The organism is Rheinheimera sp. UJ63 (genome assembly GCF_021568285.1).
Classification (GTDB): Bacteria; Pseudomonadota; Gammaproteobacteria; order Enterobacterales; family Alteromonadaceae; genus Alishewanella; species Alishewanella maricola.
In genome coordinates this window covers 204,382-231,051 of the sequence record NZ_JAKGTQ010000004.1, presented here as the reverse complement: position 1 = coordinate 231,051, position 26,670 = coordinate 204,382, and the positions used below count along the sequence as shown (strand labels likewise).

The following is a 26,670-nucleotide window of genomic DNA, read 5'->3' as shown; positions in this document are numbered from 1 at the left end:
TGCTTTTTGGGCGGTATCGTGCCAAAACTAAAACCGCTACTCTTTGCGATAAATAGCAATTTAATTGCGATAAAAACTAGAAGGCTGATTTAACAGCCATTCATACAGCAGTGAAGGAAGTACCATGACTCTCAATAAACTCACTCCTCTAACGCTAGCAACCTTAGTTGCTCTGAGCTTAGCCGGCCACGCCGTGGCTTCTGACCGTTACATCATCCAAGTGGATAACGACAAAAAGGGTATTGTCAAAGCCCTGACCGTTAAGCTCGGTGGTCAAATCCATGTCGATTCTGATGGCTTTATTGCCGCTACGTTCTTGAATAAAGATCTAAGCGAAGTCAAAGGGTTATTAAATAACCCGCATATCAAATTAATTGAACAAGATGTTAAGCGTTACCCGTTGGCCCTGTATCAAGATGATGCGGGTAACCCTACGCAACAGCAATTAACGCCTTATGCTTTTTACCAATCACAAGCGAATTTAACCCCGTTCAGCTTGGGTACGTCACTTAAGGTATGTGTCATCGATTCCGGTATTGCCCGTGATAATGGTGAAACCGGCGGTTACAACCCAGACTTTAACTGGGGTAGCATTACCGGTACGAGTAACTCAGGCACCAATGACTGGTTCCGCGATGGTGGCCCACATGGTACTCACGTTGCCGGCACCATCGGCGCCGCCAATAATGGCGAAGGTGTGATTGGTATGGCACCGGGAACGCCGATGCATATCATTAAAGTATTTAACGCCGCTGGTTGGGGGTATTCCTCCGATCTGGCACAAGCGGCCAACCTCTGTGCAGCGAATGGCGCTAAAGTGATTAACATGAGTTTAGGCGGTGGCGGTGCCAACAGCACCGAAGAAAACGCCTTTAATAACTTTACCAATAATGGCGGCTTAGTGTTAGCGGCAGCTGGTAACGACGGTAACTCAGTGCGCTCTTATCCGGCAGGTTATGCCTCGGTAATGATGATTGGCGCGAATGATGCCAATAATCAAATTGCTTCTTTCTCGCAATATCCCTCTTGTAGCTCAGGCCAAGGTAAACGCAGTGTCACCAATGAAGGCTTTTGTGTTGAAGTGGCCGCAGGCGGTGTAGATACGCTTTCTACCTACCCTTCTGGTGGTGCCTCAATGGCAGCCTTAACCGCAGGTAATAACGGTTATGCCGCCTCTGCCATGGAAAATACCGGCGAGGCTTCAGGCAGCACTTTCTTTATGGGTGAAGCCACTGCCACTAACAGCGGCGCATCAGGTAAAGTTTGTGTGATTGACCGTGGTACTATTTCTTTCCATGACAAAGTGAAAAACTGCCAGTTATCCGGTGGTATCGGTGCTATTTTAATTAATAATGCGCCGGGCATGTTATACGGTACTTTAGGTGCGGGCACTGCGAATACGACGTCAATCCCCGCCGTGGGCGCAGCCTTTGAAGATCGTTCAGCCTTACTGAGTGCCGCCACAGCCAGCATCAGCGTAGGTGCTTCAGATTACGGTTATATGAGCGGTACCTCGATGGCCACGCCAGCAGTAGCCGGTTTAGCCACGCGTGTATGGTCTAACTTCCCCCAATGTACCGGTACGCAAATCCGCAGTGCGCTGAAAGCAACAGCCAGCTTACCTAGCGGTGGCGATCCACAGAAATTTGGTAAAGGTATTGTTAAAGCCAAAGCGGCTTATGATTACCTCACCACTTATGGTTGTGCCGGCAACGGTGGTGGTTCAGGTGGTGGTGATCCAGAGCCAGAACCAGAGCCATGTAAAGGCGGTCCAAGAAAATGTGGTTAAACCCGCGCTAAATAAAGAAAGCCGCTGTTAAGCGGCTTTCTTATTTTGTGTTATCACCTTTTTCTGCAGCTTAAGTCAGCGTTCTTTTTTGAAAGCGAGCTAACAGCTATGCAGCACGCCACCGATAGCTTACTCTTCGGCACTGCCATTAACTAATTCCGCCAACAAGGCTAAACGCGCTCGCGCCTTGGCATTGACTGATTTTTTCGGGTATTGGCCACGTGCATTTCGCTCCCCGGCCAATTGCGCCGTTAACAGCTCCAGTGCTTCATCAACAGTACGCACGGCGTAAATATGAAATTGGCCTGTCGCTACCGCTTCGACCACTTCATGACGTAATACCAAATTTATTTGGTTACTGGCAGGAATAATCACACCTTGCTGCCCCGTCAAACCACGCGATTGACACAGTCTGAAGAAGCCTTCAATTTTTTCGTTAACACCGCCAATCGCTTGTACCTGACCATATTGGTTGATCGACCCCGTTACCGCTAAGCTTTGCAAAATGGGGACTTCAGTAATAGCAGAAATTAAGGCACACACCTCAGCTAAAGAAGCACTATCACCATCGATATGGCCATAAGATTGTTCCATCGCAATATTGGCGCTAAGTGTCAGCGGGAAGTCTCGCGCATATTTAGAACCCAAATAACCGGTCAGGAGTAATACGCCTTTCGAGTGAATGGCTTTACCGAGTTCTACTTCTCGCTCTATGTCGACCACGCCACTCGAGCCCGCAAACACGGTCGCGCTGATCCGCGCAGGGGTACCAAAAGCCGTATCGCCAATCTCTAATACGGTTAAACCATTGATCTTACCCACGCCAGCGCCATCGGTATCAATGAGGATCTGCCCTTCTTGAATATCTTCTAAAAAGGCTTCACTAATACGCCCGGTACGATATTGCTTACCCGCTAAGGCTTGTTTAACATGCTCAGCGGTTAATTCTTCAGCTTGTTGCTGTTGCGCGAAATAACACGCCTCACGCACTAATTCCAACACATCGGCAAAACGGGCCGATAACTTGCTTTGATGTTCAGCTTGACGAAAACTAAATAACAACAGCTGTTGCAAACCGCAAGCTGATAGCTGGGCAATGTGCATTTGGCGCATCTGTACCTGAATTTGCTGCGTCATATCACTGACCGTTTCGGCTTGATACGGCAAGTAATGTTCAAAATCGGCCAGTACGCGAAACAGCTCGTTAAATTCATCATCGAGATCTTGTACCAGATAATACAGATCGCGCGAGCCGAGCAGCACCACTTTAACATTCAGCGGGATCGCTTTGGGGGTAATAATCGTCGAGTTAGTTACCGCATGTTCACTAAGGGTATCGATCACGACTTCGCCCGCTTTTAGCGCTAACTTTAGTGCATCCCAAAGCGCCGGTTGTGACAATAAGCGATCGGCGTCTAAAATAAGATAGCCGCCATTGGCCCGGTGTAATGCCCCTGGGCGGATCATTCGATAGTTGGTGTAAAGTGAACCACTAGAGGAGTTATATTCGACGCGGCCAAACAAATTACCGTAACTAGGATTAGCTTCAAACACAATGGGAGCGCCAGACATGCTTTCATAATGCACAAGCACATTGGGCACAAACTCTTCTATAAAAAATTCGCGGCTAATCGGCTCTTCGTTTTTTTCGCCGTCTGATTCATCCGGCAATAATTCCAGCACCGCTTTAATTAAAGGGGTACGCATATCACGCAGATATTTTAATACGCCAAGTTCAGCATTGTAGTCATGTTCTAGCTGCTTCAGCATCGGTTTAATGGCTTGCTCAATGGTGTCTTTGCACAACCCTCGCAGGCTCTCGGAGAGTTCACGTTTCCAACGCGGTAATTCTAATAACTCTTCATTGAGGATGGTTTCTAGCTCTGAAACTAAACCATAAAAATATTGGCGCTGTTCTTCCGTTAACTTAGAAAACTCTTGATCATCTAAGGGTTTACCATCAATGATCGGTGAAAAACTGACGGCGCCGTTTTCTTCGTACAACACCACTTGTTTTTCTAAGGCTTTGCTTTCAACCCGATCAATAGCCTCTTCATAGCGCTTATCAAAGGTACGATGAATGGCTTTTTTCTTCCGTTGATAACCTGGGTTATCAAAAGCGGCCGGAAAGGTATCCATTAACTCATCAATCAGCGCTTCGAGTTTTTTGACCAGTTTGCGGCCTTCTCCGGCTAATAGACGACAGGTACTGGGTACACGCTCATCATCAAAGTTATTCAGGTAACACCACTCATCTGGCGTGGCTTTTTCACTGGCGGCTTGATGCAAAATATCATGCACTAGGGTGGAACGCCCTAACGCCTGTTCCCCCATGACATACAAGTTATAACCCGGCATATCCATGCCAATAGCAAACTCTAACGCAGAGCGCGCACGGTCTTGGCCAATAAAGGCCGACGGCAAGGCCGGTTGTTGCAGTGCGGCTGCAATTAATTGGGGATCTAATTGAGGACACAACTGTGTCGGGTGGAGCGCCAGTGACTGATTAAGCTGCGTCATGCATCGCCTTAAAAGGGTTACGTATTGGCCGCTATACTACCAAAAAGCGTCGCGCTCTGCCCAGCGCTAAAGTTTATTATGCGGCTGCCGATAAACAAAATATCCATCATTTAGCATTTCGGAGGCCGGCAATGGACGAACGCAACTGTTTACAAAAAATACGCAACTTAGGAGCACGGCTTCATGAGCTGGAATTAACCCAGCCTTTGCCAGGTAAATCTTATACCTCAGCGGCCTTAGACTTTTTATTTCAGCAACATCAATTAGAACGCCCAAGTGGGGCCGGTTTAGAGACGATTTTACAAACCTTGGGGCAAGCCGTTATGGCAAAACATCATCTGACCTTTTCACATTTAGATGCGAATAGTGTGATTGATTACTTCTGCCGTTATTATCGGGTGCATTAATAATGCAGTAGGGGCTACCAGCGCCACAGCCGGTGGCTGCTAAGTAAGCTCCCCAGCAAGGCGAGGGTTGCCGCTAAACCATAAGCTAACAGTAAGTATGCAAGGGCATCAACGCGGCAATGCAAACTATACACTAAGGCGGCTAAGCTACCGGCTAGGCCTCCTACCACCAAGCGCAAAGCCATGCGGTGCAAAGGCCGCGCTCGGCGTAACATTCTTGATAATATCCAGCCTGCCGCCATACCCACTGGCGCTATCCAAGCAATACAGGCCCAAAATGAAGAAACTTGGGCGGCTTGCCCGAAACTCAGCGGCTCACCCATATTACCTAAACAGATCAATAACCCAACGCTACTAGCAAGTGACAACCATAAGAGCGGGGCTTTGCGCCATTGTGGCAGCAACGGCTGACTAAGCAATAAAGTCAGTTGCAGCAACGTCACCACTAGCATGAATAAGGCAGCGGTTTTCAGCATCCCAGCCAGCGGCCAATCAAAACGTAAACCAAAAGGCAGCATCAATAACAATGCGCACATCAACACCATGCCCAAGGTTAAATAGGTAATTTGCGGTGCTAGAAATGGCCGCACCGCCTGATGTGAGTCGACCAGTTTCGCGATAAGTTGCTCTGTTTTATCCGCCATCTGACTAATTAACCTTATTTATTTTTCATTTAATTCGCTGCGTAACAGCTGAATAGCTCGAAACACATTAACCTTAACCCAAGACGAACTGCGCTGCATCAGGTTGGCGGTTTCATCTATCGACAATTCTTCTACCTTGGTGGCATACAACACCTGTGCTTGTGCCGCATTTAGCGGTGCCAGTAAATGACTAACAGCTTGATATTGCTCATCTTCATCCAAAGGCACGCTGGGCTGCCAGCTGTCTTCATCACTTAACGATTGATGTTCATTCGCCGCTAGTTGACGACGACTTTCAAAATATTTATGCCGCAAAATGCCACTAAGCCAGGGTTCAACGGGTAAGCCAACTTGATACGTATGCAAAATGCGATGTACCGTTAATAACGTCTCTTGCACAAAGTCGTCTAAATGTTGCGCGGGCACATAGCGCCGAGCTCGCATGCGCAAAAACGGTAAAATGGCGCTTAAAAAAGCACTGTAAGCTTGCTTATCTCCCTGCTGGGCTCGTTCTAGCAGAACCTGCCAGTCGTTCATGTTTAATCCTGTTTCTATGGCTGTCGACGGCCAATTGCTTTGTTATTGACGATAACACGACAAAAAGTTACAGCAAAAATAAATTATTTTTCTGTAACCTTTTCTAGTTTTCTCGCCAATTACCCCTGAACACACCGCACTTTGTGGTTTATTTCTCTCACAATAGGATTTTTATTATGTTAAGTACTTCTTTAAAAACGTTCGCCCTAGCATCAACTTTCGCCGTAGCACTATTCACTGCCCCGCAAGCGAATGCCACTAACTTTGTCTTACCCGCTTACTCTGCAGCACAATTAGTCGAGGCAGAGCAACAAGGTAGCTTTGTACTAGTTGCCACTAAACCCGGTTGCCCAGTGTGTGCGAAACAAGTGCCGGTGATTGAGGCACTGTTAAAGGACCCCGCGTTTAGCGATCTTAAAGTGCTGCAATATAACCAAGTAACAGAGAAAGCATTAAACAATCGCTATGGCGTTACCGGTCAAAGCACCATTATTGTCGTGAATAAAGGCGAATTAGTGTCCTTAACCCGAGGCTTAACTGACGAGCAAGCGATTAAAGCTGAAATGCTAAAAGCGCTATAACACGGGAGTCGGTTAATGATTGATTTTAGCCTGTTACCACTGCTATTACTGGCGGGTATGTTAATTACGTTATCACCGTGCATTTTGCCGGTGCTGCCCGTAATGGCCAGTTCTGGCTTAGCAAAACATAAATTGGCTCCCGTATTTACGGGTATGGGTTTGGCCATTGGTTTTGCTTTGATGGGCATGCTGCTGCATGGTCTTGGCAGTGTGCTTGGGCTAAGTGATAGTGTTACCCGGCCATTGTTTGCCAGTTTATTGGTATTATTTGGTTTAGCCTTAGTGTTGCCTTGGTTCAAGCAAGGCAGCAGCGGCTTTTTTGCGCCCTTGGCCGCTAAAGCGGACCAACTGGCTACAACCTTGGAACAAAAACCCGGTGGTGCCTTTTGGTTAGGTTTAATGCTGGGCGCCATTTGGAGTCCATGCGCAGGCCCTATTCTCGGTGCGGCATTGGGCCTCGCCGGTAACTCCGGTAGTTTAGTCAACGCGGGCGTGCAAATGCTGGTGTTTGGTATTGGCGCCGCACTGCCGCTCATTGCTATCGCTTATCTGTTTGCCGGTTCCGCTCGACGTTTTTTACCCAAAATCGCCGCTGGTGGAGAAAAAGCACGGCAAGTTCTTGGCTACAGTTTATTGTTGGTGGGTCTACTGATCTTAACGGGAGCCGATCAAATGATACTGATTTGGGCTACGGATAACCTGCCTGACACCTGGTTAAATTTAATTACCACCTATTAAGCGGTTTGAATCGTGTCGCAGCAAAGCCATTCAGACACGAACAAGCTATACTTTACAGATAACCCGCTTCTGTTTAGGCTAAGACAAAACAGAGTGGCGATAAAAAGTGCCGCAACGGGCGCTGATGTAACAAACAACAAGGATCTCACATGAACAGCTTAACCAAAACACAACTTACCCTAGCCCTAGGTGCTTTAGCACTGGGTTCAGCTACTGTAAATGCCGAAACGAACAATAACCCGTTTCAAGCACAACAACTGACCATGGCCTATCAACTGCACAATCACACCGAAACCGGCACAGGCGTAAAGGTTAAAGTGAAAGATAAAGCGCAAGAAATGAAGTGCGGAGAAGGCAAGTGTGGCGAAGACATGAAAAAAGCCGCTGCCGATAAAGCCAAAGAAATGAAGTGTGGCGAAGGTAAATGTGGCGAAGACATGAAAAAAGCCGCTGCCGATAAAGCCAAAGAAATGAAATGTGGTGAAGGCAAATGTGGTGCCGACATGAAAAAAGCCGCGGCCGACAAAGCCAAAGAAATGAAGTGTGGTGAAGGCAAGTGTGGCGCAGAGATGAAAGCACACGCCCATGATAAAGCCGACTCAGCGAAAGCGGCGGGTGCTGACAAAGCCATGGATGCCAAGAAAAAAGCCAGTGATAAAGCCAAAGAAATGAAATGTGGCGAAGGTAAGTGTGGCTCTATCTAAGTCACTCATGCCCTTGTCACTCGACAAGCACAGCGCGGGCCTTGGCCTGCGCCGTGAAATGCTGCCGGAATTGCTTCAGCAAAAACCGGCAGACATTGATTTCTTTGAAGTGGCGCCAGAAAACTGGTTACCTTACGGTGGCAAACTGCAGCGCGATTTTCGGCGCTTAACCGAACAGTATCCGTTTTTTTGTCATGGCTTATCGCTATCGATTGCCAGCCCCGATCCCTTAGATGTGGCCTTTGTTAAACAGGTAAAACAGTTTTTGGATGAACATCAGATTTTGCAGTATAGCGAGCACTTGAGTTATTGCTCTGCCAATGGCCATCTGTACGATTTAATGCCAATCCCTTTTACTGAAGAAGCCATCCATTATGTCTCTGGCCGCATCCAGCAGGTGCAAGATATTTTAGAGCGCCCGCTGATCTTAGAGAACGTCTCCTACTATGTTGCACCCGATCAGCAATTAAGCGAGCAACAGTTTTTACAGGCGGTATTAGAAGAAGCCGACTGTCAGCTGTTACTGGATGTGAATAACATCTACGTTAATGCGGTTAATCATGGTTATGACGCCAACACCTTTTTACAAGCGATGCCAACCGAGCGCATTGCCTACTATCATGTTGCCGGGCACTACCAGCAAACAGCAAACCTATTAATTGATACCCATGGCGCCGATGTGCCCGATCCAGTATGGCAACTGCTGCAAGCGGCTTATCAACACCATGGTGTAAAACCCACTTTATATGAACGTGATTTTAACGTACCGGCCATGCCGCAGCTTTGTCAGGAGCTTCGTTATATCAAGCAGTTGCAACACGCACAACGTCAATTAGAGCGGCAAGCCTCATGAGCCAGTTAGCTCAAATGCAACGAGATTTTGCCAAGGCTATCCGCAATCCTGATAAACCTCCTAGTGCCGTAGCAACCTTAGCGCCTGAGCGCTTGCAGGTTTACCAAGAATTGTTTTTTAATAATGTGCGCGGCTTTATTGATAATGCCTTCCCGGTATTACACAGCCTGTACCCAGCTAAAGCCTGGCTGGCGTTACAAACCGCATTTTTTCGTGACTATGCCTGTCATTCACCTTATTTTTTGCATATCGCCGAGCAATTTGTCAGTTTTTTACAACAATACACATTGACCGCCGAGGATCCGCCTTTTCTGGCTGAACTGGCGCATTATGAATGGGCAGAACTCTATGTCGGCACCGTCAAAGCCACCCAAGCGGTTGAACCACTTGCTGCAGATGACGTCAGCACGGCAGCATTGGCCTTGTCAGAACTGGCACTACTGAGCGCCTACCAATTTCCGGTACAGCAAATTAGTAAAGACTTTCAACCGAGCACGCCAGGTGAGCTACAGTGTTTTTTGATCTATCGCGATTTGGCTGATGAGGTGATTTTTGTCAGTTTAAATCAGGCTACCTTATTGCTATTAAATAATATCCAACAACAACCCGGTCAGCCCCTATCCGAGCATATTCAGCAGCTTGCTCCAATGCTGCCGCAACTTAGCCCAGCGCAATTAACGGCAGCGGCTTTGCCGTTATTGCAGCAATGGGCTACCGCAGGGGCTATTGTGCGTGCTCCAGACATAGCTTCGGGGTCAGATTCCGAGCAAATCAGCTGAATACTCAGTTTCTGACTGTTAATTTAACAATTTCAATAACTAAGCCTTAACTGCTAGTCAGTATTTCACCTTGCGGCGAGATACTTTCTTTTGCGTCGCCAAAAGAAAGTATCCAAAGAAAATGCGACCCTACGTTGCGGCGAAAGCCCGACTCAACCTAACCCGACCAAGGCGACGAGGTAACTCGTTCGGCACTACCGTGCCTCGCTCAAACACCCCTCGTCTTAAAACCTTGGCCGCGCCAGGTTGCCCGGCTTGCAACGTAATGGGATTAAAAGCACAAACACTTCGGATTGATGCTTGACGAGTTAACAGCGAAGTAAACTTTGGCTTAAGACGTCTTTTTCAGGGATGAAAAAGAGGAGCGTACAAGGAGGTATTTACAGCGTGCTCCAGCCGAAGCTTTACGCAGCGTTTAACGTTTTGCAAGCTTCAAGCTTCGCTGTCAGATACAAAACGTAAATACATAGCTTCGGGGTCAGATACCGAGCAAATCAGCTTAACACTCAGTTTCTAACTTTTAATTTAACAATTTCAATAACTAAGCCATAGGCTAGTCAGTATTTCACCTTGCGGCGAGATACTTTCTTTTGCGTCGCCAAAAGAAAGTATCCAAAGAAAATGCGACCCTACGTTGCGGCGAAAGCCCGGCTCAACCTAACCCGACCAAGGCGACGAGGTAACTCGTTCGGCACTACCGTGCCTCGCTCAAACACCCCTCGTCTTAAAACCTTGGCCGCGCCAGGTTGCCCGGCTTGCAACGTAATGGGATTAAAAGCACAAACACTTCGGATTGATGCTGGACGAGTTAATAGCGAAGTAAACGTTGGCTTAAGACGTCTTTTTCAGGGATGAAAAAGAGGAGCGTACAAGGAGGTATTTACAGCGTGCTCCAGCCGAAGCTTTACGCAACGTTTAACGTTTTGCAAGCTGCAAGCTTCGCTGTCAGATACAAAACGTAAATACAAACCTTCGCAGTGTGATGGGATTAACAGATTAAAAAACCAAAAATTTAGATGGCCAGACGTCCAGATAGGTGTATACTACCGGAATCGCAATTTGGGGTATAAGTATCATGGCATTATCCTTACAGCAAAAAATCACTGATCCGGCACAGGGTGTCTATTTGATTGGCACCACACCGCCAAAAGCCGGCACGGATATCGAAAAAACCACACGTATCGCTAAAAAGCTGTTGGCCCGTTTAAACGAAATCGAGTACGACGGGTTAATTGTTTATGATATTCAAGATGAAAGCAGCCGCGTAGCTGCAGAGCGGCCTTTTCCTTTTCACAGTACCTTAGATCCCCGTGATTACAGCGTATTGTTACGTGAACTCGCACAACAAGATGTGATCACTTATAAGAGTGTAGCCCAGCGTGATGCTGCGGAATTTAATACCTGGCTAACCGAAACAGAGCAGCAATATGCTTTACGTAATCTTGTGTTAGTGGGTAGCCCCTCCTCTAATGGTGATATCAAACTCAGCTTGCCAGAAGCTTATCAGCAGTTAGCCGCACACGATGCTCAGTTTCATTTAGGCGGTGTGGCCATTGCAGAGCGCCATGCTAAAAAAGGCAACGAACATTTGCGACTAATTGAGAAATCGGCACAAGGTTGTCAGTTCTTTATTTCGCAAGCGGTGTATAACGCGCAAGCCACTATTGATTTACTTACCAGCTATGCCAGAAGCTGTAAGCAACAAGGTATCAGCCCCAAACGCATTATTTTGACCTTTACCCCCTGTGGCGGTGAGCAAACTTTAACATTTATGCAGTGGCTGGGTATTTCTGTGCCTGAGGGCAGTAAGTATCGTATTTTAGATGCGGCCAATCCGTTGAATGAATCGATTAAAATTTGCCGAGATAACTTGCAGCAAATTTTGCAACATTGTGCCGCCTTAGACTTACCCTTGGGTTTGAATGTTGAAAGTTTAACAAACCGGCGCGAAGAAATTGACGCCGCTATTCGTTTATTCCGGTTGTTGAAAGCGATGATGGAGTTACATTTAGCAGAGAAGCAAGTGGCCTAAATTTTTGGCAACCGTAACAGCCAAAGCAAGCTGTTACGGGCCCTGCGTAGCACGGGGTACCACACTTTGGCGCGACGCGGCGATTTAAACAACCAAAAGTTAAATCGATTAAAAACATTACTACGGCTACTGAGTAACGCTAGCATCTGCAAGGCATCCGCACCGCCATACCAACTGTCAGCAACGCGCAGCACCATCCCCTGCTCAATCTGATACCCTGCGCCAGCTAACAACCGTGCATAGTGGGGTTCAGCCCTTACATCGATGAGCTGCAATTGCCCCAAAGAGGCTTGTAACTGCACACGTCGACTGTAAAACCGACACGCCGGACAGCCCTCATCATAAAACAGTGCTAAGCTTGAAACTGACTCAGCAAGCGCGGCTTCAGCCAAGTTGGGGTGCGTCATACTCAGCAGGTTCATCGGTATAAATACAGACATTCCAATCTGCGGCTAACCCATCAGCCGCAACACAGTAGGTTTCAAAGAAATGTTTGATTTCGGCACGCTGACAATGCGCTTCAAAACTGGCCATATCCGCCCAAATTTCATTAAAGGCAATAGGGAAGCTTTTACCTTCGGCAAAGGGGCTGGCTACTTGACGTGTCACAATGTATTGCAAGCAACCATCCTCACGCAGCGTGTTTGGCTCAAGGCTTTGTAATACCTTAAATAAAGCCGCTTCTTTACCCGCTTTTGGCAGAAACTGTGCCACACAATAAACTTTTTTTGACATAACTCACTCGCTATAAAAAACCGCCTCGCCCGAGACATCAGGCGAGGCGGCAAACATTAAAGCCGACCGAAAATAGTAAACAACTCAGCATTAAGCCACAGATGGCACATCACGCTGGCAGCGTAGCCCAATAAAATGACCGGCGCCCACTTTAAGTGACCAACAAAAGTATAATTACCCCGGGCTTGGCCCATTAACGCTACCCCTGCCGCAGAGCCGATAGACAATAAACTACCGCCTACCCCCGCCGTTAATGTAATCAGCAACCAATGGCCATGCGACATCTCAGGGTTCATCGTTAATACAGCGAACATCACCGGAATGTTATCCACTACGGCCGACATCAGGCCTAATACCACGTTAGCCGATGTCGGATCCCAGTTAGTGTAAAGTGCCGTCGATAATAACTCGAGGTAACCAATAAAACCTAAACCACCGACACATACCACTACCCCGTAGAAGAAGAGTAACGTGTCCCATTCGGCGCGGGCAACCCGGCTAAACACATCAAAAGGTACGACTTGACCCAGCGAGCGGATCCGTTCGATATCGCCGGCTCTTTCCGCCATGGCCTTTTTGCGAGCCAAAGAGCCTGGTAAGGTTTTTCGTAAAAAGAAACCAAAAAACTGTAAGTAACCCAAACCCGTCATCATGCCAAGTACCGGTGGTAAACCAAAATATGAGTGAAAGGCCACCGCGGTGGCGATGGTGAGTAGAAACAAGCACATAATACGTAAAGCGCCACGCTTTAATTCCACCGCTTCAGAGTGGCCGCTAGGCGAGCGTTTCTCGACAAACAAGCTCATAATGACCGCAGGTAACAAAAAGTTGACCACGGCCGGAATAAACAAGGTAAAGAATTCATTAAACGTAATAATACCCGCCTGCCACACCATCAACGTAGTAATGTCACCAAACGGAATAAACGCACCACCGGCATTAGAGGCCACCACGATATTCACGCAAGATAAGTTGATAAAACGCTTGTCACCCTCGGCCACCTTCATTACCACGGCACACATCAGCATAGCGGTAGTCATGTTATTGGCAAAAGAAGAGATACCAAAGGCTAAAATACCACTGATCCAAAATAAGGTGCGATAGCTAAAGCCAGAGCGAATAAGCCAAGCGCGTAAACCATCGAATAAACGTCGCTCTTCTAGGGCGTTGATGTAGGTCATCGCCACCAATAAAAACAGCATTAACTCTGAAAATTCTAATAAGGTATGTCGAAACGCGGATTCCGATTCAACAGCCAAGCCAGCTTGCATATAGCGCCAGCCAATCATGGCCCAAATAACACCAGCAGCAATTAATACCGGTTTCGATTTGCGTAATTGAATTTTCTCTTCAGCCATAACGAGTAAATAAGCTAAAAAGAAGAGTCCTAAGGCAATAATACCAATCGGGCTTGCAGTTAAATTTATGGGTCCTGTCTCGGCTAACGCCGTGGATGGGTAAAGGGCAAGGCAGCTCAATAACACCAAAAGGGATCTGAGGTTTAACATGATGGCTTCTATTTAGGTCAATTTATGCGGGGGGTCTCTACCTGCGCCTCAGCGCTGGTATTGAGGGCATATGATACGCCCTTTTTTCATAGCGTGCAGAGCTAATTCTGCTCTGCACGCTAAATTGTCGCTAGCTTTTAGTCTTAACGGTTTTGATCTCTAACCCCTTAGCGCAGGATCAGTAACGAGCATTTCGCCTTACTTAACATCGCGGTCGTAGTACTGCCGACGATAAACTGACGGATCCGCGAATGGCCATAAGCGCCCATAATCAACAAATCAATATGATGCTCTTGTTGGTACTGGTGCAGTACTTCTTCTGGATCGCCCGCAACCACTGCGGTTTTCGTTTCAAAACCCGCTTGTTGCAGCAAGATCGCGGCTTCATCTAGCGCTGGCGCCTGCTCAGGCATACCGGCAAACACTAAATGCACCGGTAAACCTTTACACAATGGGCTAGCAGCGAGCATGTCTAAACTTTTTTGCGCAGTAGCACTACCATCAAACGCTAACATAATGCGCTGCGGCGTTTTAAAGTGTTGTTGGGTGAGCAAAATAGGCCGATGCAAACTGCGGATCACTTGCTCAACATGTAAGCCCAATTGACCGTGTGCATCGGCGCTGCTTAAGCCCCGCTTACCCATCACCACTAGTCGCGTGTCGTCTTCTGTTGCTTTTAACGACTCGACTAAGCTGCCATGGCGTAAACGTTCATCAACGCTGGCAACGCCGGCTTGCTCTGCACGGGCTTTGGCCGCATCTAACATTAAACGGCCACGCTCTAGTGCTAACTTACTGTGTTTTTCATCTAACTCAGCTAATTGCTGCAATAACACTTCTTGTGAACCTAAACCAATACTGCCACTCAGATCAGGCGTTTGCGTATGCTGCGCTTTATCAATGGCATGCAACATCGTTAAGGGGGCTTGCAGTTGTTTGGCGGCCCAGACGGCATAATCACAAACGGCTTCAGCATACGGCGAAGGATCGATACAAGCGATAACAAATTGTGTCATGGAATTACTCCTGTTAATGACCCATCAACTTTTCTATGGCATCAGGACGATTATGCACCGCAAATTTATCAACCAGTGTCGCACTGGCAGCATTTAAGCCCAGCAACTCGACTTCAGTCCCTTCACGGCGGAATTTGAGTACCACCTTGTCTAAAGAGCTTATGGCGGTAATATCCCAAAAATGCGCGCGGCTAACATCAATCTGCACCTTCTCTATGGCTTCTTTAAAGTCAAAACTGGCAATAAATTGCTCAGCCGAGGTAAAGAACACTTGGCCAACGACACGGTAAGTACGCTGATGACCATCGGCTGATAACTCAGCAGTAATCGCCAGAATTTGCCCCACTTTATTAGCGAAGAATAGCGCACTTAACAACACACCCACTAACACACCGTAAGCCAAGTTATGGGTAAATACCACCACCAATACCGTGGCAATCATCACCACTGATGAGCTTTTCGGGTGTTTTTGCAGATCTTTAACTGAAGCCCAACTAAAGGTACCAATGGATACCATTATCATAATCGCCACTAAGGCTGCCATTGGGATCATGCCAACATAATCACTCAGAAATACGATAAAAATCAATAAGAAAACACCTGCCAATAAGGTAGATAAACGAGTACGGCCACCTGATTTGACGTTAATAACGGATTGACCAATCATCGCACAACCGGCCATACCCCCTAATAAACCTGAACCAATGTTTGCCACACCTTGGCCGACACATTCACGGTTTTTGTTACTGCTGGTATCGGTTAAATCATCAACGATGGTGGCCGTCATCAGTGACTCTAATAAACCGACAATGGCCAAGGCTAACGCGTAAGGGAAGATAATAACCAGTGTTTCAATATTTAGCGGTACGTCAGGCCATAAGAAAATAGGCAAGCTGTCTGGCAGTTCGCCCATATCCGCCACATTACGAATATCTAAACCGAAGTACACGGCAATGGCGGTTAATACCACGATACAAACTAATGGCGAGGGAATGGCCTTGGTAACGTAAGGAAACAAATAAATAATCGCCAAGCCCAGCGCAGTCATGCCGTATACCAAGGTGGTGCCATGCTCGCCAGTCAGCTCAGGAAGTTGTGCCATAAAAATAAGAATAGCTAAGGCATTCACAAAACCGGTCACCACCGAGCGCGAGACAAAGCGCATCAACTCACCTAACTTACAAAGGCCAAAGGCAATTTGCAGTACACCCGTTAATAAGGTGGCGGCCAGCAAATATTCCAAACCATGCTCACGCACCAGGGTAATCATTAACAGTGCCATGGCACCGGTCGCGGCAGAAATCATCGCTGGACGACCGCCGGCAAAAGCCGTTATTACCGCAATACAAAAAGAGGCATACAAACCGACTTTAGGATCCACACCGGCAATGATAGAAAAGGCGATCGCCTCAGGGATTAGAGCCAGTGCAACCACTAACGCTGATAACACATCGCCTCTGGTGTTCGAAAACCAGTTTTGACGAATTGAACTTAGCATAGAAATATCCAACAGAAGTAATAAGAGGGAACAGACTAAATTGTCTGTTGTAACAATGTCGCGCCATCTAAGGCGAGCTTTAATGTTGAAACAGCAGATTAGCGCTGCTTAGCTTCAATTGATCAGTGTTACACCGGTCTATCCTCGTTCACTCGCCCCGTGTATCACGCGGCTCAAGATTAAAATAGGGGCGAGATTGTACAGTTTTTTGCCGTTAAAGGCTATGGCATGACCATACGGGTTAAACTGGCAAGCCATCTCGGAAAAATTGCACACCACCACACGTGGCACAACACAGCAATTCAGCTGGGTGAGTGTAATCAATACTCTGCTGACACTCGCTACAACGATAGCGCCCCATGCCAACATATTCTCCTTGATAATAAACACCTTGATGATTGAAATCTTCTAACAGTTCAACCCATTCGACCTGAGTGCGATCAGTAATTTGGCTAAGCTGCTGCCATAATTCCTCGCTCCACATCGATGGCGCCTGCTCCGCCGTATTCGCCGCTTGCCATTGTTGTTTCAGTGTTTCGACAAACAATTGGCTTTCATAAGCACTGAGATCCTTACCGGCTTTAAGGTAGGCCTGCAATATTTCACTGAACTCCAGCATATTATCGAGCTGACGTTGACCGGCCTGTTCAAGGGTGTCGGTTAGCTCGGCCAGCCATTGTTGGTACTTCTTTTTAAATTCAGCCATTTCAAACTCCTTTTAGCGCGTTAAATCAAGTATAGACAAGATGCTGCTTATTGTTGTCAAAACCCGCCTAAGGTATGCTATAGCGAATTTTGCCCGAACCTTGCGAACTGCAACCGCTCAGGCCCGCACTAAGACTTTTCTGGAAGACGTAAATGCAACAGCAATATAATCCTCAGCAAATTGAGACCACCCTGCAACAACAGTGGCAAGACACTAACGCCTTTAAAGTAACGGAAGATCCTAATAAAGAAAAGTTTTACTGTCTCTCGATGTTTCCTTATCCCAGTGGCCGTTTGCATATGGGCCATGTGCGTAACTATACCATCGGCGATGTTGTCAGCCGTTTTCAGCGGATGCAAGGTAAAAACGTCATGCAGCCTATGGGTTGGGATGCGTTTGGTTTACCGGCCGAAAATGCCGCGATTAACCATAAAACGGCGCCGGCTAAGTGGACGTACGAAAATATTGATTATATGAAAACGCAGCTGAAGCGGTTAGGTTTTGGCTACGACTGGGATCGCGAAGTGGCGACGTGTAAACCGGATTACTACCGCTGGGAACAATGGTTTTTTACCAAGCTGTATGAAAAAGGTTTAGTTTACAAAAAAATGGCCACGGTTAACTGGGATCCCGTTGATCAATGTGTGTTGGCTAACGAACAAGTTATTGATGGTCGCGGTTGGCGCTCAGGCGCGCTGGTTGAGCAACGCGAACTGGCTCAGTGGTTTATCCGCATTACCGAATATGCAGAAGAGTTATTAGCAGATTTAGAGCAACTGACCGAATGGCCAGAGCAAGTACGCACCATGCAGAAAAACTGGATTGGTCGTTCTGAAGGCATCAATATTCGTTTTGACATTGCCGGTCAAGACGGTGAATTAGAAGTTTACACCACGCGCCCAGACACCCTTTACGGCGTTACTTACGTGGCCGTGGCGGCACAGCATCCTTTAGCGCAGCAAGCCGCTAAAACTAATAGCACCCTGGCAGCCTTTATTGAAGAAATCAAAGGCGGCAAGATGGCCGAAGCCGAACTCGCAACCATGGAGAAAAAAGGCTGCGCTACCGGTATTTTCGCGATACATCCGTTAACGGGCGAGCAAGTCCCGGTATGGGTCGCTAACTTTGTTTTAATGGACTACGGTTCAGGGGCTGTCATGGCAGTGCCGGGGCATGATCAGCGCGATTATGAATTTGCCAGCAAGTATCAACTGCCAATTAAACAAGTTGTCACGGCTGCCGATGGCAGTGTGACCGATCTAAACAGCCAAGCCTATACTGAAAAAGGCATTTTGGTAAACTCAGCCGAGTTTGATGGTTTAGCGTTTCAAGACGCCTTTAACGCCATTGCTGCCAAGCTAGCCACCCTAGGTAAGGGTGATGTTAAGGTTAACTATCGCCTGCGCGATTGGGGTGTGTCACGGCAACGTTATTGGGGCACACCGATCCCGATGCTGAACCTAGAAGACGGTTCTGTTGTGCCGGTGCCGGCCGATCGTTTACCGGTTATTTTGCCCGAAGACGTGGTAATGAATGGTGTGACCTCACCCATCAAAGCTGACGCCGAGTGGGCAAAAACCGATTATCAGGGTCAGGTTGCGTTTCATGAAACCGATACCTTCGATACCTTTATGGAATCGAGCTGGTATTACGCCCGCTATTGCAGCCCTGATTACGATCAAGCCATGCTTGATCCCGCAAAAGCCAACTACTGGCTGCCCGTCGATCAATACATTGGCGGTATCGAACACGCTATCCTGCATTTATTGTATGCGCGTTTCTTCCATAAACTGTTGCGTGACGTTGGCTTAGTGCAGTGTGATGAGCCTTTCAAACGCCTGTTATGTCAAGGTATGGTTCTGGCTGAAACCTTTTACCGCGAAGCTGAAAATGGCGGCCAAATCTGGTTCTCACCGCAAGATGTGCACATTGAGCGGGATGAAAAAGGCCGGATCATTCAGTCGACACTAAAAGCCGATGGCCTGCCCGTGTTATCTGCCGGTATGAGCAAGATGTCAAAGTCGAAAAACAATGGCATCGATCCGCAAAAAGTGATCGACCAATATGGTGCCGATACCGTGCGCTTATTCATGATGTTTACCGCACCGCCAGAGCAAACGTTAGAATGGTCTGATTCGGCCGTTGAAGGCGCGCACCGTTTTATCAAACGGGTTTACAGCTTAATCAGCGATGTGCAAGCGGCAGGTGAACCGGGTGCATTAGAGATCAGTGCGTTGAACGACCAACAAAAATTACTGCGCCGTGAACTGCATAAAACCATTGCCAAAGTGACCGATGATATCGGCCGCCGTTATACCTTTAACACGGCAATTGCAGCGGTAATGGAACTGACCAATAAATTACAAAAAGCCAGTTTAGCCAGCCCGCTAGACCGCGCCGTCATGCGCGAAGCCTGCACTGCGCTATTGCAACTGCTTAACCCGATCACCCCTCATGTTGCACAATACTTGTGGGCACAGTTGGGCCATCAGCAAGCTATTGAGCAAGCCACTTGGCCACAAGTAGACAGCGCAGCTCTGGTTGAAGATGAAAAGCTGGTAGTGGTACAAATTAACGGTAAAGTACGGGCAAAAATCACCGTGCCTGCCGATGCCAGCCAACAGCAAGTACTCGAGATGGCAAAGTTAGATGACAATGTGCAACGTTACTTAGCGGAAGGCGAAACGCGTAAAATCATTTACGTTCCCGGTAAGTTACTTAACTTGGTGGTAGCGTAATATGTGGGCCCGTCTGCTGTGCCTTTGCTTCGTCGCAAGTCTGCTCACGGGCTGCGGTTTTCACTTGCGCGGTAACTTGCCGTTAAGTCAATTTCCGGCCATTTACCTGCAAAGTGATGCGCATTCAGAGTTAGCCGCTTTGCTTAATCAGCGTTTTCAACAAAACGACGTTGAACTGCTGAGCAGCTATCAAAGCAATCGGCCATCATTGGTGTTACAGCAAGACACGCTTGAGCGTCGAACCCTATCGCTGTTTGCCAATGGTCAGGTTGCCGAATACGAACTGATCTACAAAGTGGAGTATCAGATCCAACTACCGGATCAAGAACCACAAAAATATCAGTTTGAACTGTTCCGCGATTATCAAGACGATCCGAATCAGGCTTTAGCCAAAGCGCAAGAGCTTGAGCTGCTGCTTAAAGAGCTTAGACAACAAGCGGCTAACCGGATTATTCGTCAGCTTGCGCGTTTGGGCTAATGCAAAAACTCTACGTGAATCAACTGCCAGCACAACTGCAACAGGGTCTCGCACCCTGTTATTTGTTGTTTGGTGAAGAGCCACTGCAAAAACTCGAAGCCATCGAGCAAATCCGTCTTGCCGCTAAACAGCAAGGCTATTTAGAACGCTTGAGCTTTAGTGCCGATGCGCAATTTGATTGGCAAGATTTACAAAATGAATTAAGCGCGATGTCGCTGTTTGCCGAGCGCCGACTGATTGAGCTTGAACTGGCGCAAAATAAATTAGCGGCTGCGGCCAATGACGCCTTAAAACAGCTCGCGGCACAATTGCACCCTGATATTATTTTAGTAGTGCACGGCAATCGTAATCACAGTGAAGTGAGTAAACTGGTTTGGTTTAAACAACTGCAGAACAGCGCAGTACAAGTACCGATATATGCTTTAGATGAGCGGCAGCAGCGGCAATGGTTACAACAACGAGCCCAGCAGTTAAATCTGCAACTGACCAGTGACGCCCTGCAATTATTACAACAACATTGTGCGGGTAATTTACTGGCTGCGCGCCAGGAATTAGAAAAGCTTTGCCTTACCCATCCCCATGAACGGATTGATGCCGAGCAATTTAGTCGCTTTTTAGCTGACCATTCCAGTTATACCGTATTTCAATTGGTGGATGCCTTGCTAACAGGGCACAGTGCCGATGCCTTACATCGCTTAACTCGGCTGCTCGATCAAGATACCGAGCCCGTGATTATTGCTTGGCAATTACAAAAAGAGTTATTGCAGTTACGCCAACTCTCAGTAGCACAGCAAAGTGGTCATACTAGCGCCATGTTTAAACAACTCGCTATTTGGCCAAAACGCCAACCTTTGTATCTGCAAGCGATTAAAAGGCTGACGCTGCGCTGGCAAGATTATTTACTGCAAGAGCTGGCAGCCTTTGATCGTTTATATAAAGCCGGCAAAATGAGCGATCCCAGTTTAGCGCTGGCCCATCTGGCCACCTTATTCTGTCATCCACTGTCACGCACTTTCTCTTTGCAGCAGCATGATGACTAAGCCCCTACTCGGTATCTTTGGTGGCACTTTCGATCCGATCCATCGAGGCCATCTGGCTTGTGCCCGCTACGTTGTTGAACATTGTGCTTTAAAGCAATTAGCGTTGATGCCTTGCCATTTGCCGCCGCATCGTGCGACCCCCGGCGTGAGCAGTGAACAACGGGCCGCTATGGTAAAGTTGGCTATTGCTAACGAACCGACTATGCGGCTGGAGCGCTTAGAGCTCAACCGCACTAGCCCAAGTTACACCGTCGATAGCTTAAGAGCGTTGAAACAACAGCAACCCGATACCACGCTGGCGTTTATTATTGGCATGGATTCTTTACAGTATTTCACGAAATGGCATCAATGGCTGCAAATCCTCGAACTGGCGCATTTAATTGTTTGTCGCCGCCCAGGGTATAGCGCCGATCAAGGTGATGCCCCCATGTTACTCGCACGCTATGGCGCCACGCTGAGCCAGCTGCAACAACAAGATGCCGGAAAAATTTTACTTTTAGATAACCCTGATTTTTACGAAAGCGCCACCTTTGTCAGACAACAACTTGCCAGTGATCGTCGTGTGCAAGCCATGTTACCTGCCCAAGTTCTAGAATATATTCGTCAACATGCACTCTATGGCTGTTGAGTTCTGTTTACCTAGATAAAATGTGGTAAAATGCCGCTTTTTCATTGCTACTGAGGATCAAGGGTGCAAACAAACGAACTGGTTGCTTTTGTTACTGACAAAATCGACGATATGAAAGCCCGTGACATTGTCACGTTAGATGTACGCGGTAAATCAAGCGTCACTGAATTTATGGTAATTTGTTCAGGAACTTCTAGCCGCCATACCAAGTCTATTGCTGGATACTTGGCCGCCGAAGTGAAAAAAATCGACGTGCAGCCATTAGGCATAGAAGGTGAAGCATCAGGTGAATGGGTGCTGCTCGATCTTGGAGATGTTGTCGTCCATGTTATGTTGGAAGAAAGCCGTAACTTTTATCAACTGGAAAAACTCTGGGGCGGTTAACTTAGTATGAAGTTAATCCTGATTGCCGTTGGCACCAAAATGCCAAGTTGGGTGCAAAGCGGCTTTGAGGAGTATGCGCGGCGCTTTCCGCGTGATATGCCTTTTGAATTAATTGAGATCAGTGCCGGCAAGCGTGGTAAAAACGCTGATATCAAACGTATTTTAGAACTCGAAGGTGAAAAAATGCTGGCTGCCGTGCCTAAAGGTAGTCGGATTGTGACCTTAGAGGTTACCGGTGCCAACTGGAGTAGCCCGCAGTTGTCGGGCAAACTACAAGAATGGCAACATGATGGCCGAGATGTTTGTTTTCTGATCGGCGGACCTGAAGGTCTGTCTCCTGCCTGTATCGATGCCAGTGAAGCCAAGTGGTCATTGTCGGCACTAACCATGCCCCACCCCATGGTGCGTGTGGTTATGGCGGAAGCCTTGTATCGCGCTTGGAGTATCAGTACCAACCACCCTTATCATCGCGAGTAAGCATGTTAAAAAAACGCGTGGCCATGCAGGATGTCGAAGCTGAACATCGCTTGTTTAATCATCGAGCCGTGTTTGCTATGGTGTTTGTGGTGCTGATGTTCGCGGTGATCGTGGTCAATATGTATCACTTGCAAGTCACCTCTTATCAAGCTTATCAAACGCGCTCAGAAGGCAACCGCATTAAAGTGTTGCCGCTGGCACCCAATCGCGGATTAATCACCGACCGAAATGGCATCTTATTGGCAGAAAACCGCCCGGTATTCTCGTTAGAGCTAGTGCCCGAGCAAATCAGTGATATGCCGACCACACTGCAAGAACTCAGTGCCTTAATTGAGATCAGTGAAGAGCAACAAACGAATTTTTTAAAAGAGGTTCGCCAACAACGTCGATTTAATAGCATTGCCTTAAAAGAGCAATTAAATGACGAAGAAGTGGCGCGCATCTCAGTTAACCTGCACCGCTTACCTGGGGTGACCGTTGAAGCCCGCTTAAGCCGCTATTATCCTTTTGGCGATTTATTTACCCACGCACTCGGTTATATCGGCCGCATTAATACCAATGATTTAAAACAGTTAGAAGAAAACGAGCAACTGGCCAATTATGCTGCATCTCGTGATATTGGTAAAATCGGCTTAGAGCGCTTTTACGAAACGGAATTGCACGGCGTGATGGGGTATCAAGAAGTCGAAGTGAATAACCGTGGGCGACTGATCCGCGTGCTACGCTCTGTCCCCGCAAGTTCAGGTAAAAACATTAAGCTGAATATCGATGTTGGCTTGCAATTAACCGCACAACAAATTTTACTCGAAAAACGTGGCGCCATTGTGGCGATGGATCCGCGCGATGGTGCTATTTTAGCCTTTTACAGTAACCCAAGTTACGATCCGAATTTATTTGTGCATGGCATTAGCAGTAAAAACTATAATGCTTTGCTCAACTCAGCCGATCGGCCGCTGATTAACCGTGTCACCCAAGGTGTCTATCCGCCAGCCTCAACCATCAAACCGCATTTAGCACTACTCGGGCTTGAAACCAATACGATTTCAGCCAACACGCGCATTTGGGATCCGGGTTTCTTTCAATTACCCGGCGTAGAGCATCGCTATCGCGACTGGAAACGTTGGGGCCACGGCTGGGTTGATGTCTATACCGCGATAGTCGAAAGCTGTGATACTTTTTTCTATGACATGGGCGTTAAGTTAGGTATTGATCGGGTATCTGACTATATGCAAAAGATGGGCTTTGGCGAAAAAAGTGGTATTGATATTCATGAAGAATCAAACACGATAATGCCCTCTCGCGGTTGGAAACGCGCCCGGCATAACCAACCTTGGTACCATGGTGATACCGTGGCCATCAGTATCGGCCAAGGCTATTGGACCATCACACCGCTACAGCTATTAGTGTCTACTGCCGTACTGCTCAATAATGGCCTACAGCCCACACCACATATTGTGCGGGAACTGAGCAATGATTTGGGCACAGAATCGATCGACACTACACCCCAAGAGGTAATGCAGGTTGTGAACCCTCGTAATTGGCAAGTGGTCCGCGATGCCATGCAGCAAACCGTTGCCACGCAAAAAGGTACGGCTTTTAATGCCTTTAAAGGTGCCGCCTATACCTCAGGGGGGAAAACCGGTACCGCCCAGGTCGTTAGTATCGCGCAAGATGCGAAATACGATGCGAGTAAGTTAGACGAAAGGCTGCGCGATAATGCCATGTATATTGGTTATGCCCCTGCGGATGCTCCCACTATCGTGATTGCAGTAACAGTAGAAAATACCGGTGGTGGTGGCAGTACCGCAGCGCCCATCGCGAGGCAAATGCTCGACTATTATTTTAGCGCTGAGGTAAATAACAACGATGAATAATAGTTTAGTGAATCCACCTAATCGCATCAGTAAATTGGCTTTTTTTCATATTGATACGCCGTTACTGTTAGGTTTGCTGACCTTAATGTGCTACGGCTTGATTGTACTTTACAGCGCCTCAGGGCAAAACGAAGGTATGCTAGAAGGTCAGTTAATTCGGCTTGGCTTAGCTTTAACCGTGATGATCGCATTTGCACAAATTAACCCTCAAACTATTCGGCGCTGGTCATTTCCATTATTTATCTTCGGCACCATTCTATTGGTTTGTGTGTTGTTGTTTGGCCACGTGGGTAAAGGTGCGCAACGTTGGCTTGATTTGGGTTTTATGAAGTTTCAGCCTTCAGAAATTATGAAGCTGGCAGTGCCAATGGCTATTGCTTGGTTTATTTCCTCGCATAACTTACCCCCACGATTGCATCATTTGCTGGTGGGTTTTCTGATGTGTTTGATCCCTACACTACTGATCGCGAAACAACCGGATCTCGGCACTTCGATCCTGATTGCTACCGCGGGCATTTTTGTGTTGTTTATGGCCGGAATGAGCTGGCGATTGATCGGTTTTATTGCGGCCCTGATCTCGGCTTTTGCCCCAGTGATGTGGCTATTTTTAATGCATGATTATCAACGTAAGCGCGTACTGACTTTTATCAACCCCGAAAGCGATCCGCTCGGTTCGGGCTATCATATTATCCAGTCAAAAATCGCGATTGGCTCTGGCGGTGTGGATGGTAAAGGCTGGATGCAAGGAACCCAGTCGCAACTAGAGTTTTTACCCGAGCGCCATACTGACTTTATCTTCTCAGTACTCAGTGAAGAGTTTGGTTTAATTGGCGTTTTAGTGTTGTTAGCCATCTATCTTTTTATTATTGGCCGGGGCTTGCTAATCGCAGCCCGCGCACAGGATAATTACAGTAAGTTAGTCGCAGGCAGCTTTACCCTCACCTTCTTTGTTTATGTCTTTGTAAATATCGGTATGGTGTCAGGTCTGTTGCCCGTAGTCGGCGTGCCTTTACCACTGGTGAGTTACGGTGGAACATCCATGGTAACCATGATGGCCGCATTCGGTATTATCATGTCCGTTAGTACGCATAAACGTAGTATAGCCAAGACCTAATATGAACACTATTCGCCTAGTTAGTTTAATAATATTAAGCAGCTTGCTGCTCAATGCTTGTAGCAGCAAATCGCCGCCATCCAATCAATCCGGCATTGAAAAACAAATGTCGCCGAATGCCGGCCGTTATCAGCAAGATAGCGACAGCAAACCCGATAGGTTACCGACGCTATTAGAAATGACCGATCCCACCCCCAATGCGGAACCATTAAGCCGCGGGGGGAATAAACCGTACAACATTTTTGGCATCGATTACTTACCGATGGCACAAGCCACCGAGCATGAAGAGATCGGCATTGCCTCTTGGTATGGCAACAAGTTTCATGGTCATTACACGTCAAATGGTGAAACTTATAATATGTTTGCCATGACCGCCGCACATAAAACGCTGCCCTTACCCTCTTATGTTAGAGTCACTAATTTAGACACGAAACAAAGTGCCATTGTTCGAGTGAATGATCGTGGCCCATTTCATCAAGACCGTGTGATTGATTTGTCTTATTCCGCTGCTTATAAAATAGGCATGTTGCAGCGCGGTACAGCAAGGGTTAAGCTTGAGTTGTTAAAATCGCCGGCGATGCTGGCGCAACAATCAAGCAGTGCGATCAGCACAGGTGTTGTGCTTAACCGCCAATGTTATATTCAACTGTTTGCCAGCAGTGATAACAACAAAGCGATACAATTACAGCAGCAGGTAGCTAAACAATGGTCTGTGCCTACCGAAGTACGAGCCGGTAATGGCTTATATCGACTGTTAGTTGGCCCAACCGCTGATCTGCAATTAGCGCAAAACTGGCTTAACCGTTTCCGGTCAGCAAGTTACCCGGAAGCCTTTTTTATCGATGGCCGCCAATGCGGCTAAGATGTGTAACCCGGAAACCCAACTCAAA

Annotated in this window: 26 protein-coding genes; 17 read left to right on the top strand and 9 right to left on the bottom strand. The window is 47.4% G+C overall.

The features are described from left to right. The first annotated feature begins 124 nt into the window (after window positions 1-124). Entirely contained in the window at window positions 125-1,789 is a 1,665-nt protein-coding gene (locus tag L1N97_RS13100) for a S8 family serine peptidase (protein ID WP_236130088.1), read from the top strand. 129 nt (window positions 1,790-1,918) lie between these two features. Here L1N97_RS13100 and L1N97_RS13095 read toward each other — a convergent pair whose 3' ends face one another. Beyond that, a complete protein-coding gene (locus L1N97_RS13095; RefSeq protein ID WP_236130087.1) occupies window positions 1,919-4,309 on the bottom strand; it encodes a Lon protease family protein in 2,391 nt (796 codons plus the stop codon). A gap of 131 nt (window positions 4,310-4,440) precedes the next feature. On the opposite strand from L1N97_RS13095, the gene L1N97_RS13090 reads away from it, so the two are divergent. Continuing rightward, window positions 4,441-4,716, top strand: a complete 276-nt coding sequence (locus L1N97_RS13090; RefSeq protein ID WP_229586399.1) for a hypothetical protein — start codon at window positions 4,441-4,443, stop codon at window positions 4,714-4,716. 14 nt (window positions 4,717-4,730) lie between these two features. Here L1N97_RS13090 and L1N97_RS13085 read toward each other — a convergent pair whose 3' ends face one another. Continuing rightward, complete coding sequence (locus L1N97_RS13085; RefSeq protein WP_236130086.1) at window positions 4,731-5,360, bottom strand: NrsF family protein; 630 nt, start codon at window positions 5,358-5,360, stop codon at window positions 4,731-4,733. Between the two features lie 18 nt (window positions 5,361-5,378). Beyond that, entirely contained in the window at window positions 5,379-5,897 is a 519-nt protein-coding gene (locus L1N97_RS13080) for an RNA polymerase sigma factor (protein ID WP_236130085.1), read from the bottom strand. A 176-nt stretch (window positions 5,898-6,073) separates the two neighbouring features. On the opposite strand from L1N97_RS13080, the gene L1N97_RS13075 reads away from it, so the two are divergent. From L1N97_RS13075 to L1N97_RS13050, 6 genes are all read left to right on the top strand, one after another. After that, entirely contained in the window at window positions 6,074-6,478 is a 405-nt protein-coding gene (locus tag L1N97_RS13075) for a TlpA family protein disulfide reductase (protein WP_236130084.1), read from the top strand. A gap of 15 nt (window positions 6,479-6,493) precedes the next feature. Beyond that, window positions 6,494-7,216 (top strand): cytochrome c biogenesis CcdA family protein, encoded by a 723-nt coding sequence (locus L1N97_RS13070; RefSeq protein ID WP_229586392.1) that lies wholly within the window; start codon window positions 6,494-6,496, stop codon window positions 7,214-7,216. A 149-nt stretch (window positions 7,217-7,365) separates the two neighbouring features. Further along, a complete protein-coding gene (locus L1N97_RS13065) occupies window positions 7,366-7,920 on the top strand; it encodes an HvfA family oxazolone/thioamide-modified RiPP metallophore (RefSeq protein WP_236130083.1) in 555 nt (184 codons plus the stop codon). Between the two features lie 7 nt (window positions 7,921-7,927). Beyond that, window positions 7,928-8,773 carry an HvfB family MNIO-type RiPP peptide maturase gene (locus L1N97_RS13060; RefSeq protein ID WP_236130125.1) on the top strand — a complete coding sequence of 282 codons (846 nt, stop codon included), beginning with the start codon at window positions 7,928-7,930 and terminating at the stop codon, window positions 8,771-8,773. Beyond that, a complete protein-coding gene (locus L1N97_RS13055) occupies window positions 8,770-9,552 on the top strand; it encodes an HvfC family RiPP maturation protein (protein ID WP_236130082.1) in 783 nt (260 codons plus the stop codon). The genes L1N97_RS13060 and L1N97_RS13055 overlap by 4 nt, the downstream gene beginning before the upstream one ends. Before the next feature lie 1,075 nt (window positions 9,553-10,627). Beyond that, complete coding sequence (locus L1N97_RS13050; protein ID WP_229586386.1) at window positions 10,628-11,584, top strand: hypothetical protein; 957 nt, start codon at window positions 10,628-10,630, stop codon at window positions 11,582-11,584. Here L1N97_RS13050 and L1N97_RS13045 read toward each other — a convergent pair. From L1N97_RS13045 to L1N97_RS13020, 6 genes are all read right to left on the bottom strand, one after another. Continuing rightward, window positions 11,581-12,024 (bottom strand): DCC1-like thiol-disulfide oxidoreductase family protein, encoded by a 444-nt coding sequence (locus L1N97_RS13045; protein WP_236130081.1) that lies wholly within the window; start codon window positions 12,022-12,024, stop codon window positions 11,581-11,583. The two genes, L1N97_RS13050 and L1N97_RS13045, sit on opposite strands and share 4 nt — an antisense overlap. After that, the gene (locus L1N97_RS13040) at window positions 11,969-12,319 is read right to left on the bottom strand and encodes a putative quinol monooxygenase (RefSeq protein ID WP_229586382.1); all 351 of its coding nucleotides are present in this window, start codon (window positions 12,317-12,319) and stop codon (window positions 11,969-11,971) included. Before L1N97_RS13040 ends, L1N97_RS13045 begins: the two co-directional genes overlap by 56 nt. Window positions 12,320-12,375: 56 nt before the next feature. Continuing rightward, window positions 12,376-13,827 carry a sodium:proton antiporter NhaD gene (gene nhaD / locus L1N97_RS13035; RefSeq protein WP_236130080.1) on the bottom strand — a complete coding sequence of 484 codons (1,452 nt, stop codon included), beginning with the start codon at window positions 13,825-13,827 and terminating at the stop codon, window positions 12,376-12,378. Between the two features lie 167 nt (window positions 13,828-13,994). After that, on the bottom strand, window positions 13,995-14,843 hold the full coding sequence (locus L1N97_RS13030) for a universal stress protein (protein WP_229586378.1): 849 nt from the start codon (window positions 14,841-14,843) through the stop codon (window positions 13,995-13,997). A gap of 13 nt (window positions 14,844-14,856) precedes the next feature. Continuing rightward, on the bottom strand, window positions 14,857-16,341 hold the full coding sequence (locus tag L1N97_RS13025; RefSeq protein ID WP_236130079.1) for a SulP family inorganic anion transporter: 1,485 nt from the start codon (window positions 16,339-16,341) through the stop codon (window positions 14,857-14,859). Window positions 16,342-16,582: 241 nt separating this feature from the next. Next, a complete protein-coding gene (locus tag L1N97_RS13020) occupies window positions 16,583-17,047 on the bottom strand; it encodes a zinc ribbon-containing protein (RefSeq protein ID WP_229586375.1) in 465 nt (154 codons plus the stop codon). Between the two features lie 152 nt (window positions 17,048-17,199). On the opposite strand from L1N97_RS13020, the gene leuS reads away from it, so the two are divergent. The 9 genes from leuS to L1N97_RS12975 all read left to right on the top strand — a co-directional run bounded on the left by leuS (window position 17,200) and on the right by L1N97_RS12975 (window position 26,642). After that, a complete protein-coding gene (gene leuS, locus L1N97_RS13015; protein WP_236130078.1) occupies window positions 17,200-19,785 on the top strand; it encodes a leucine--tRNA ligase in 2,586 nt (861 codons plus the stop codon). Window positions 19,786-19,849: 64 nt separating this feature from the next. Next, entirely contained in the window at window positions 19,850-20,263 is a 414-nt protein-coding gene (locus L1N97_RS13010; RefSeq protein ID WP_229586371.1) for an LPS-assembly lipoprotein LptE, read from the top strand. After that, window positions 20,263-21,303, top strand: a complete 1,041-nt coding sequence (holA, locus tag L1N97_RS13005) for a DNA polymerase III subunit delta (protein WP_236130077.1) — start codon at window positions 20,263-20,265, stop codon at window positions 21,301-21,303. Before L1N97_RS13010 ends, holA begins: the two co-directional genes overlap by 1 nt. After that, window positions 21,293-21,931 carry a nicotinate-nucleotide adenylyltransferase gene (gene nadD, locus L1N97_RS13000; RefSeq protein ID WP_229586367.1) on the top strand — a complete coding sequence of 213 codons (639 nt, stop codon included), beginning with the start codon at window positions 21,293-21,295 and terminating at the stop codon, window positions 21,929-21,931. Before holA ends, nadD begins: the two co-directional genes overlap by 11 nt. A gap of 63 nt (window positions 21,932-21,994) precedes the next feature. Then, a complete protein-coding gene (gene rsfS / locus L1N97_RS12995) occupies window positions 21,995-22,315 on the top strand; it encodes a ribosome silencing factor (protein WP_226751231.1) in 321 nt (106 codons plus the stop codon). A gap of 6 nt (window positions 22,316-22,321) precedes the next feature. Further along, window positions 22,322-22,792: a 23S rRNA (pseudouridine(1915)-N(3))-methyltransferase RlmH gene (gene rlmH, locus L1N97_RS12990; RefSeq protein WP_226751230.1), complete on the top strand. Its 471-nt coding sequence runs from the start codon at window positions 22,322-22,324 to the stop codon at window positions 22,790-22,792. Window positions 22,793-22,794: 2 nt separating this feature from the next. Beyond that, window positions 22,795-24,666 carry a penicillin-binding protein 2 gene (gene mrdA, locus L1N97_RS12985; protein WP_236130076.1) on the top strand — a complete coding sequence of 624 codons (1,872 nt, stop codon included), beginning with the start codon at window positions 22,795-22,797 and terminating at the stop codon, window positions 24,664-24,666. Further along, window positions 24,659-25,780: a rod shape-determining protein RodA gene (rodA, locus tag L1N97_RS12980; protein ID WP_229586363.1), complete on the top strand. Its 1,122-nt coding sequence runs from the start codon at window positions 24,659-24,661 to the stop codon at window positions 25,778-25,780. Before mrdA ends, rodA begins: the two co-directional genes overlap by 8 nt. Window position 25,781: 1 nt before the next feature. Further along, window positions 25,782-26,642 carry a septal ring lytic transglycosylase RlpA family protein gene (locus tag L1N97_RS12975; protein WP_236130075.1) on the top strand — a complete coding sequence of 287 codons (861 nt, stop codon included), beginning with the start codon at window positions 25,782-25,784 and terminating at the stop codon, window positions 26,640-26,642. Window positions 26,643-26,670: the final 28 nt, after the last annotated feature.

Coding starts and splice junctions, on each gene's coding strand:
- L1N97_RS13100 (WP_236130088.1), top strand. CDS start 125: ATGACTCTCAATAAACTCACTCCTCTAACGCTAGCAACCTTAGTTGCT.
- L1N97_RS13095 (WP_236130087.1), bottom strand. CDS start 4,309: ATGACGCAGCTTAATCAGTCACTGGCGCTCCACCCGACACAGTTGTGT.
- L1N97_RS13090 (WP_229586399.1), top strand. CDS start 4,441: ATGGACGAACGCAACTGTTTACAAAAAATACGCAACTTAGGAGCACGG.
- L1N97_RS13085 (WP_236130086.1), bottom strand. CDS start 5,360: ATGGCGGATAAAACAGAGCAACTTATCGCGAAACTGGTCGACTCACAT.
- L1N97_RS13080 (WP_236130085.1), bottom strand. CDS start 5,897: ATGAACGACTGGCAGGTTCTGCTAGAACGAGCCCAGCAGGGAGATAAG.
- L1N97_RS13075 (WP_236130084.1), top strand. CDS start 6,074: ATGTTAAGTACTTCTTTAAAAACGTTCGCCCTAGCATCAACTTTCGCC.
- L1N97_RS13070 (WP_229586392.1), top strand. CDS start 6,494: ATGATTGATTTTAGCCTGTTACCACTGCTATTACTGGCGGGTATGTTA.
- L1N97_RS13065 (WP_236130083.1), top strand. CDS start 7,366: ATGAACAGCTTAACCAAAACACAACTTACCCTAGCCCTAGGTGCTTTA.
- L1N97_RS13060 (WP_236130125.1), top strand. CDS start 7,928: ATGCCCTTGTCACTCGACAAGCACAGCGCGGGCCTTGGCCTGCGCCGT.
- L1N97_RS13055 (WP_236130082.1), top strand. CDS start 8,770: ATGAGCCAGTTAGCTCAAATGCAACGAGATTTTGCCAAGGCTATCCGC.
- L1N97_RS13050 (WP_229586386.1), top strand. CDS start 10,628: ATGGCATTATCCTTACAGCAAAAAATCACTGATCCGGCACAGGGTGTC.
- L1N97_RS13045 (WP_236130081.1), bottom strand. CDS start 12,024: ATGTCTGTATTTATACCGATGAACCTGCTGAGTATGACGCACCCCAAC.
- L1N97_RS13040 (WP_229586382.1), bottom strand. CDS start 12,319: ATGTCAAAAAAAGTTTATTGTGTGGCACAGTTTCTGCCAAAAGCGGGT.
- nhaD (WP_236130080.1), bottom strand. CDS start 13,827: ATGTTAAACCTCAGATCCCTTTTGGTGTTATTGAGCTGCCTTGCCCTT.
- L1N97_RS13030 (WP_229586378.1), bottom strand. CDS start 14,843: ATGACACAATTTGTTATCGCTTGTATCGATCCTTCGCCGTATGCTGAA.
- L1N97_RS13025 (WP_236130079.1), bottom strand. CDS start 16,341: ATGCTAAGTTCAATTCGTCAAAACTGGTTTTCGAACACCAGAGGCGAT.
- L1N97_RS13020 (WP_229586375.1), bottom strand. CDS start 17,047: ATGGCTGAATTTAAAAAGAAGTACCAACAATGGCTGGCCGAGCTAACC.
- leuS (WP_236130078.1), top strand. CDS start 17,200: ATGCAACAGCAATATAATCCTCAGCAAATTGAGACCACCCTGCAACAA.
- holA (WP_236130077.1), top strand. CDS start 20,263: ATGCAAAAACTCTACGTGAATCAACTGCCAGCACAACTGCAACAGGGT.
- nadD (WP_229586367.1), top strand. CDS start 21,293: ATGATGACTAAGCCCCTACTCGGTATCTTTGGTGGCACTTTCGATCCG.
- rlmH (WP_226751230.1), top strand. CDS start 22,322: ATGAAGTTAATCCTGATTGCCGTTGGCACCAAAATGCCAAGTTGGGTG.
- mrdA (WP_236130076.1), top strand. CDS start 22,795: ATGTTAAAAAAACGCGTGGCCATGCAGGATGTCGAAGCTGAACATCGC.
- rodA (WP_229586363.1), top strand. CDS start 24,659: ATGAATAATAGTTTAGTGAATCCACCTAATCGCATCAGTAAATTGGCT.
- L1N97_RS12975 (WP_236130075.1), top strand. CDS start 25,782: ATGAACACTATTCGCCTAGTTAGTTTAATAATATTAAGCAGCTTGCTG.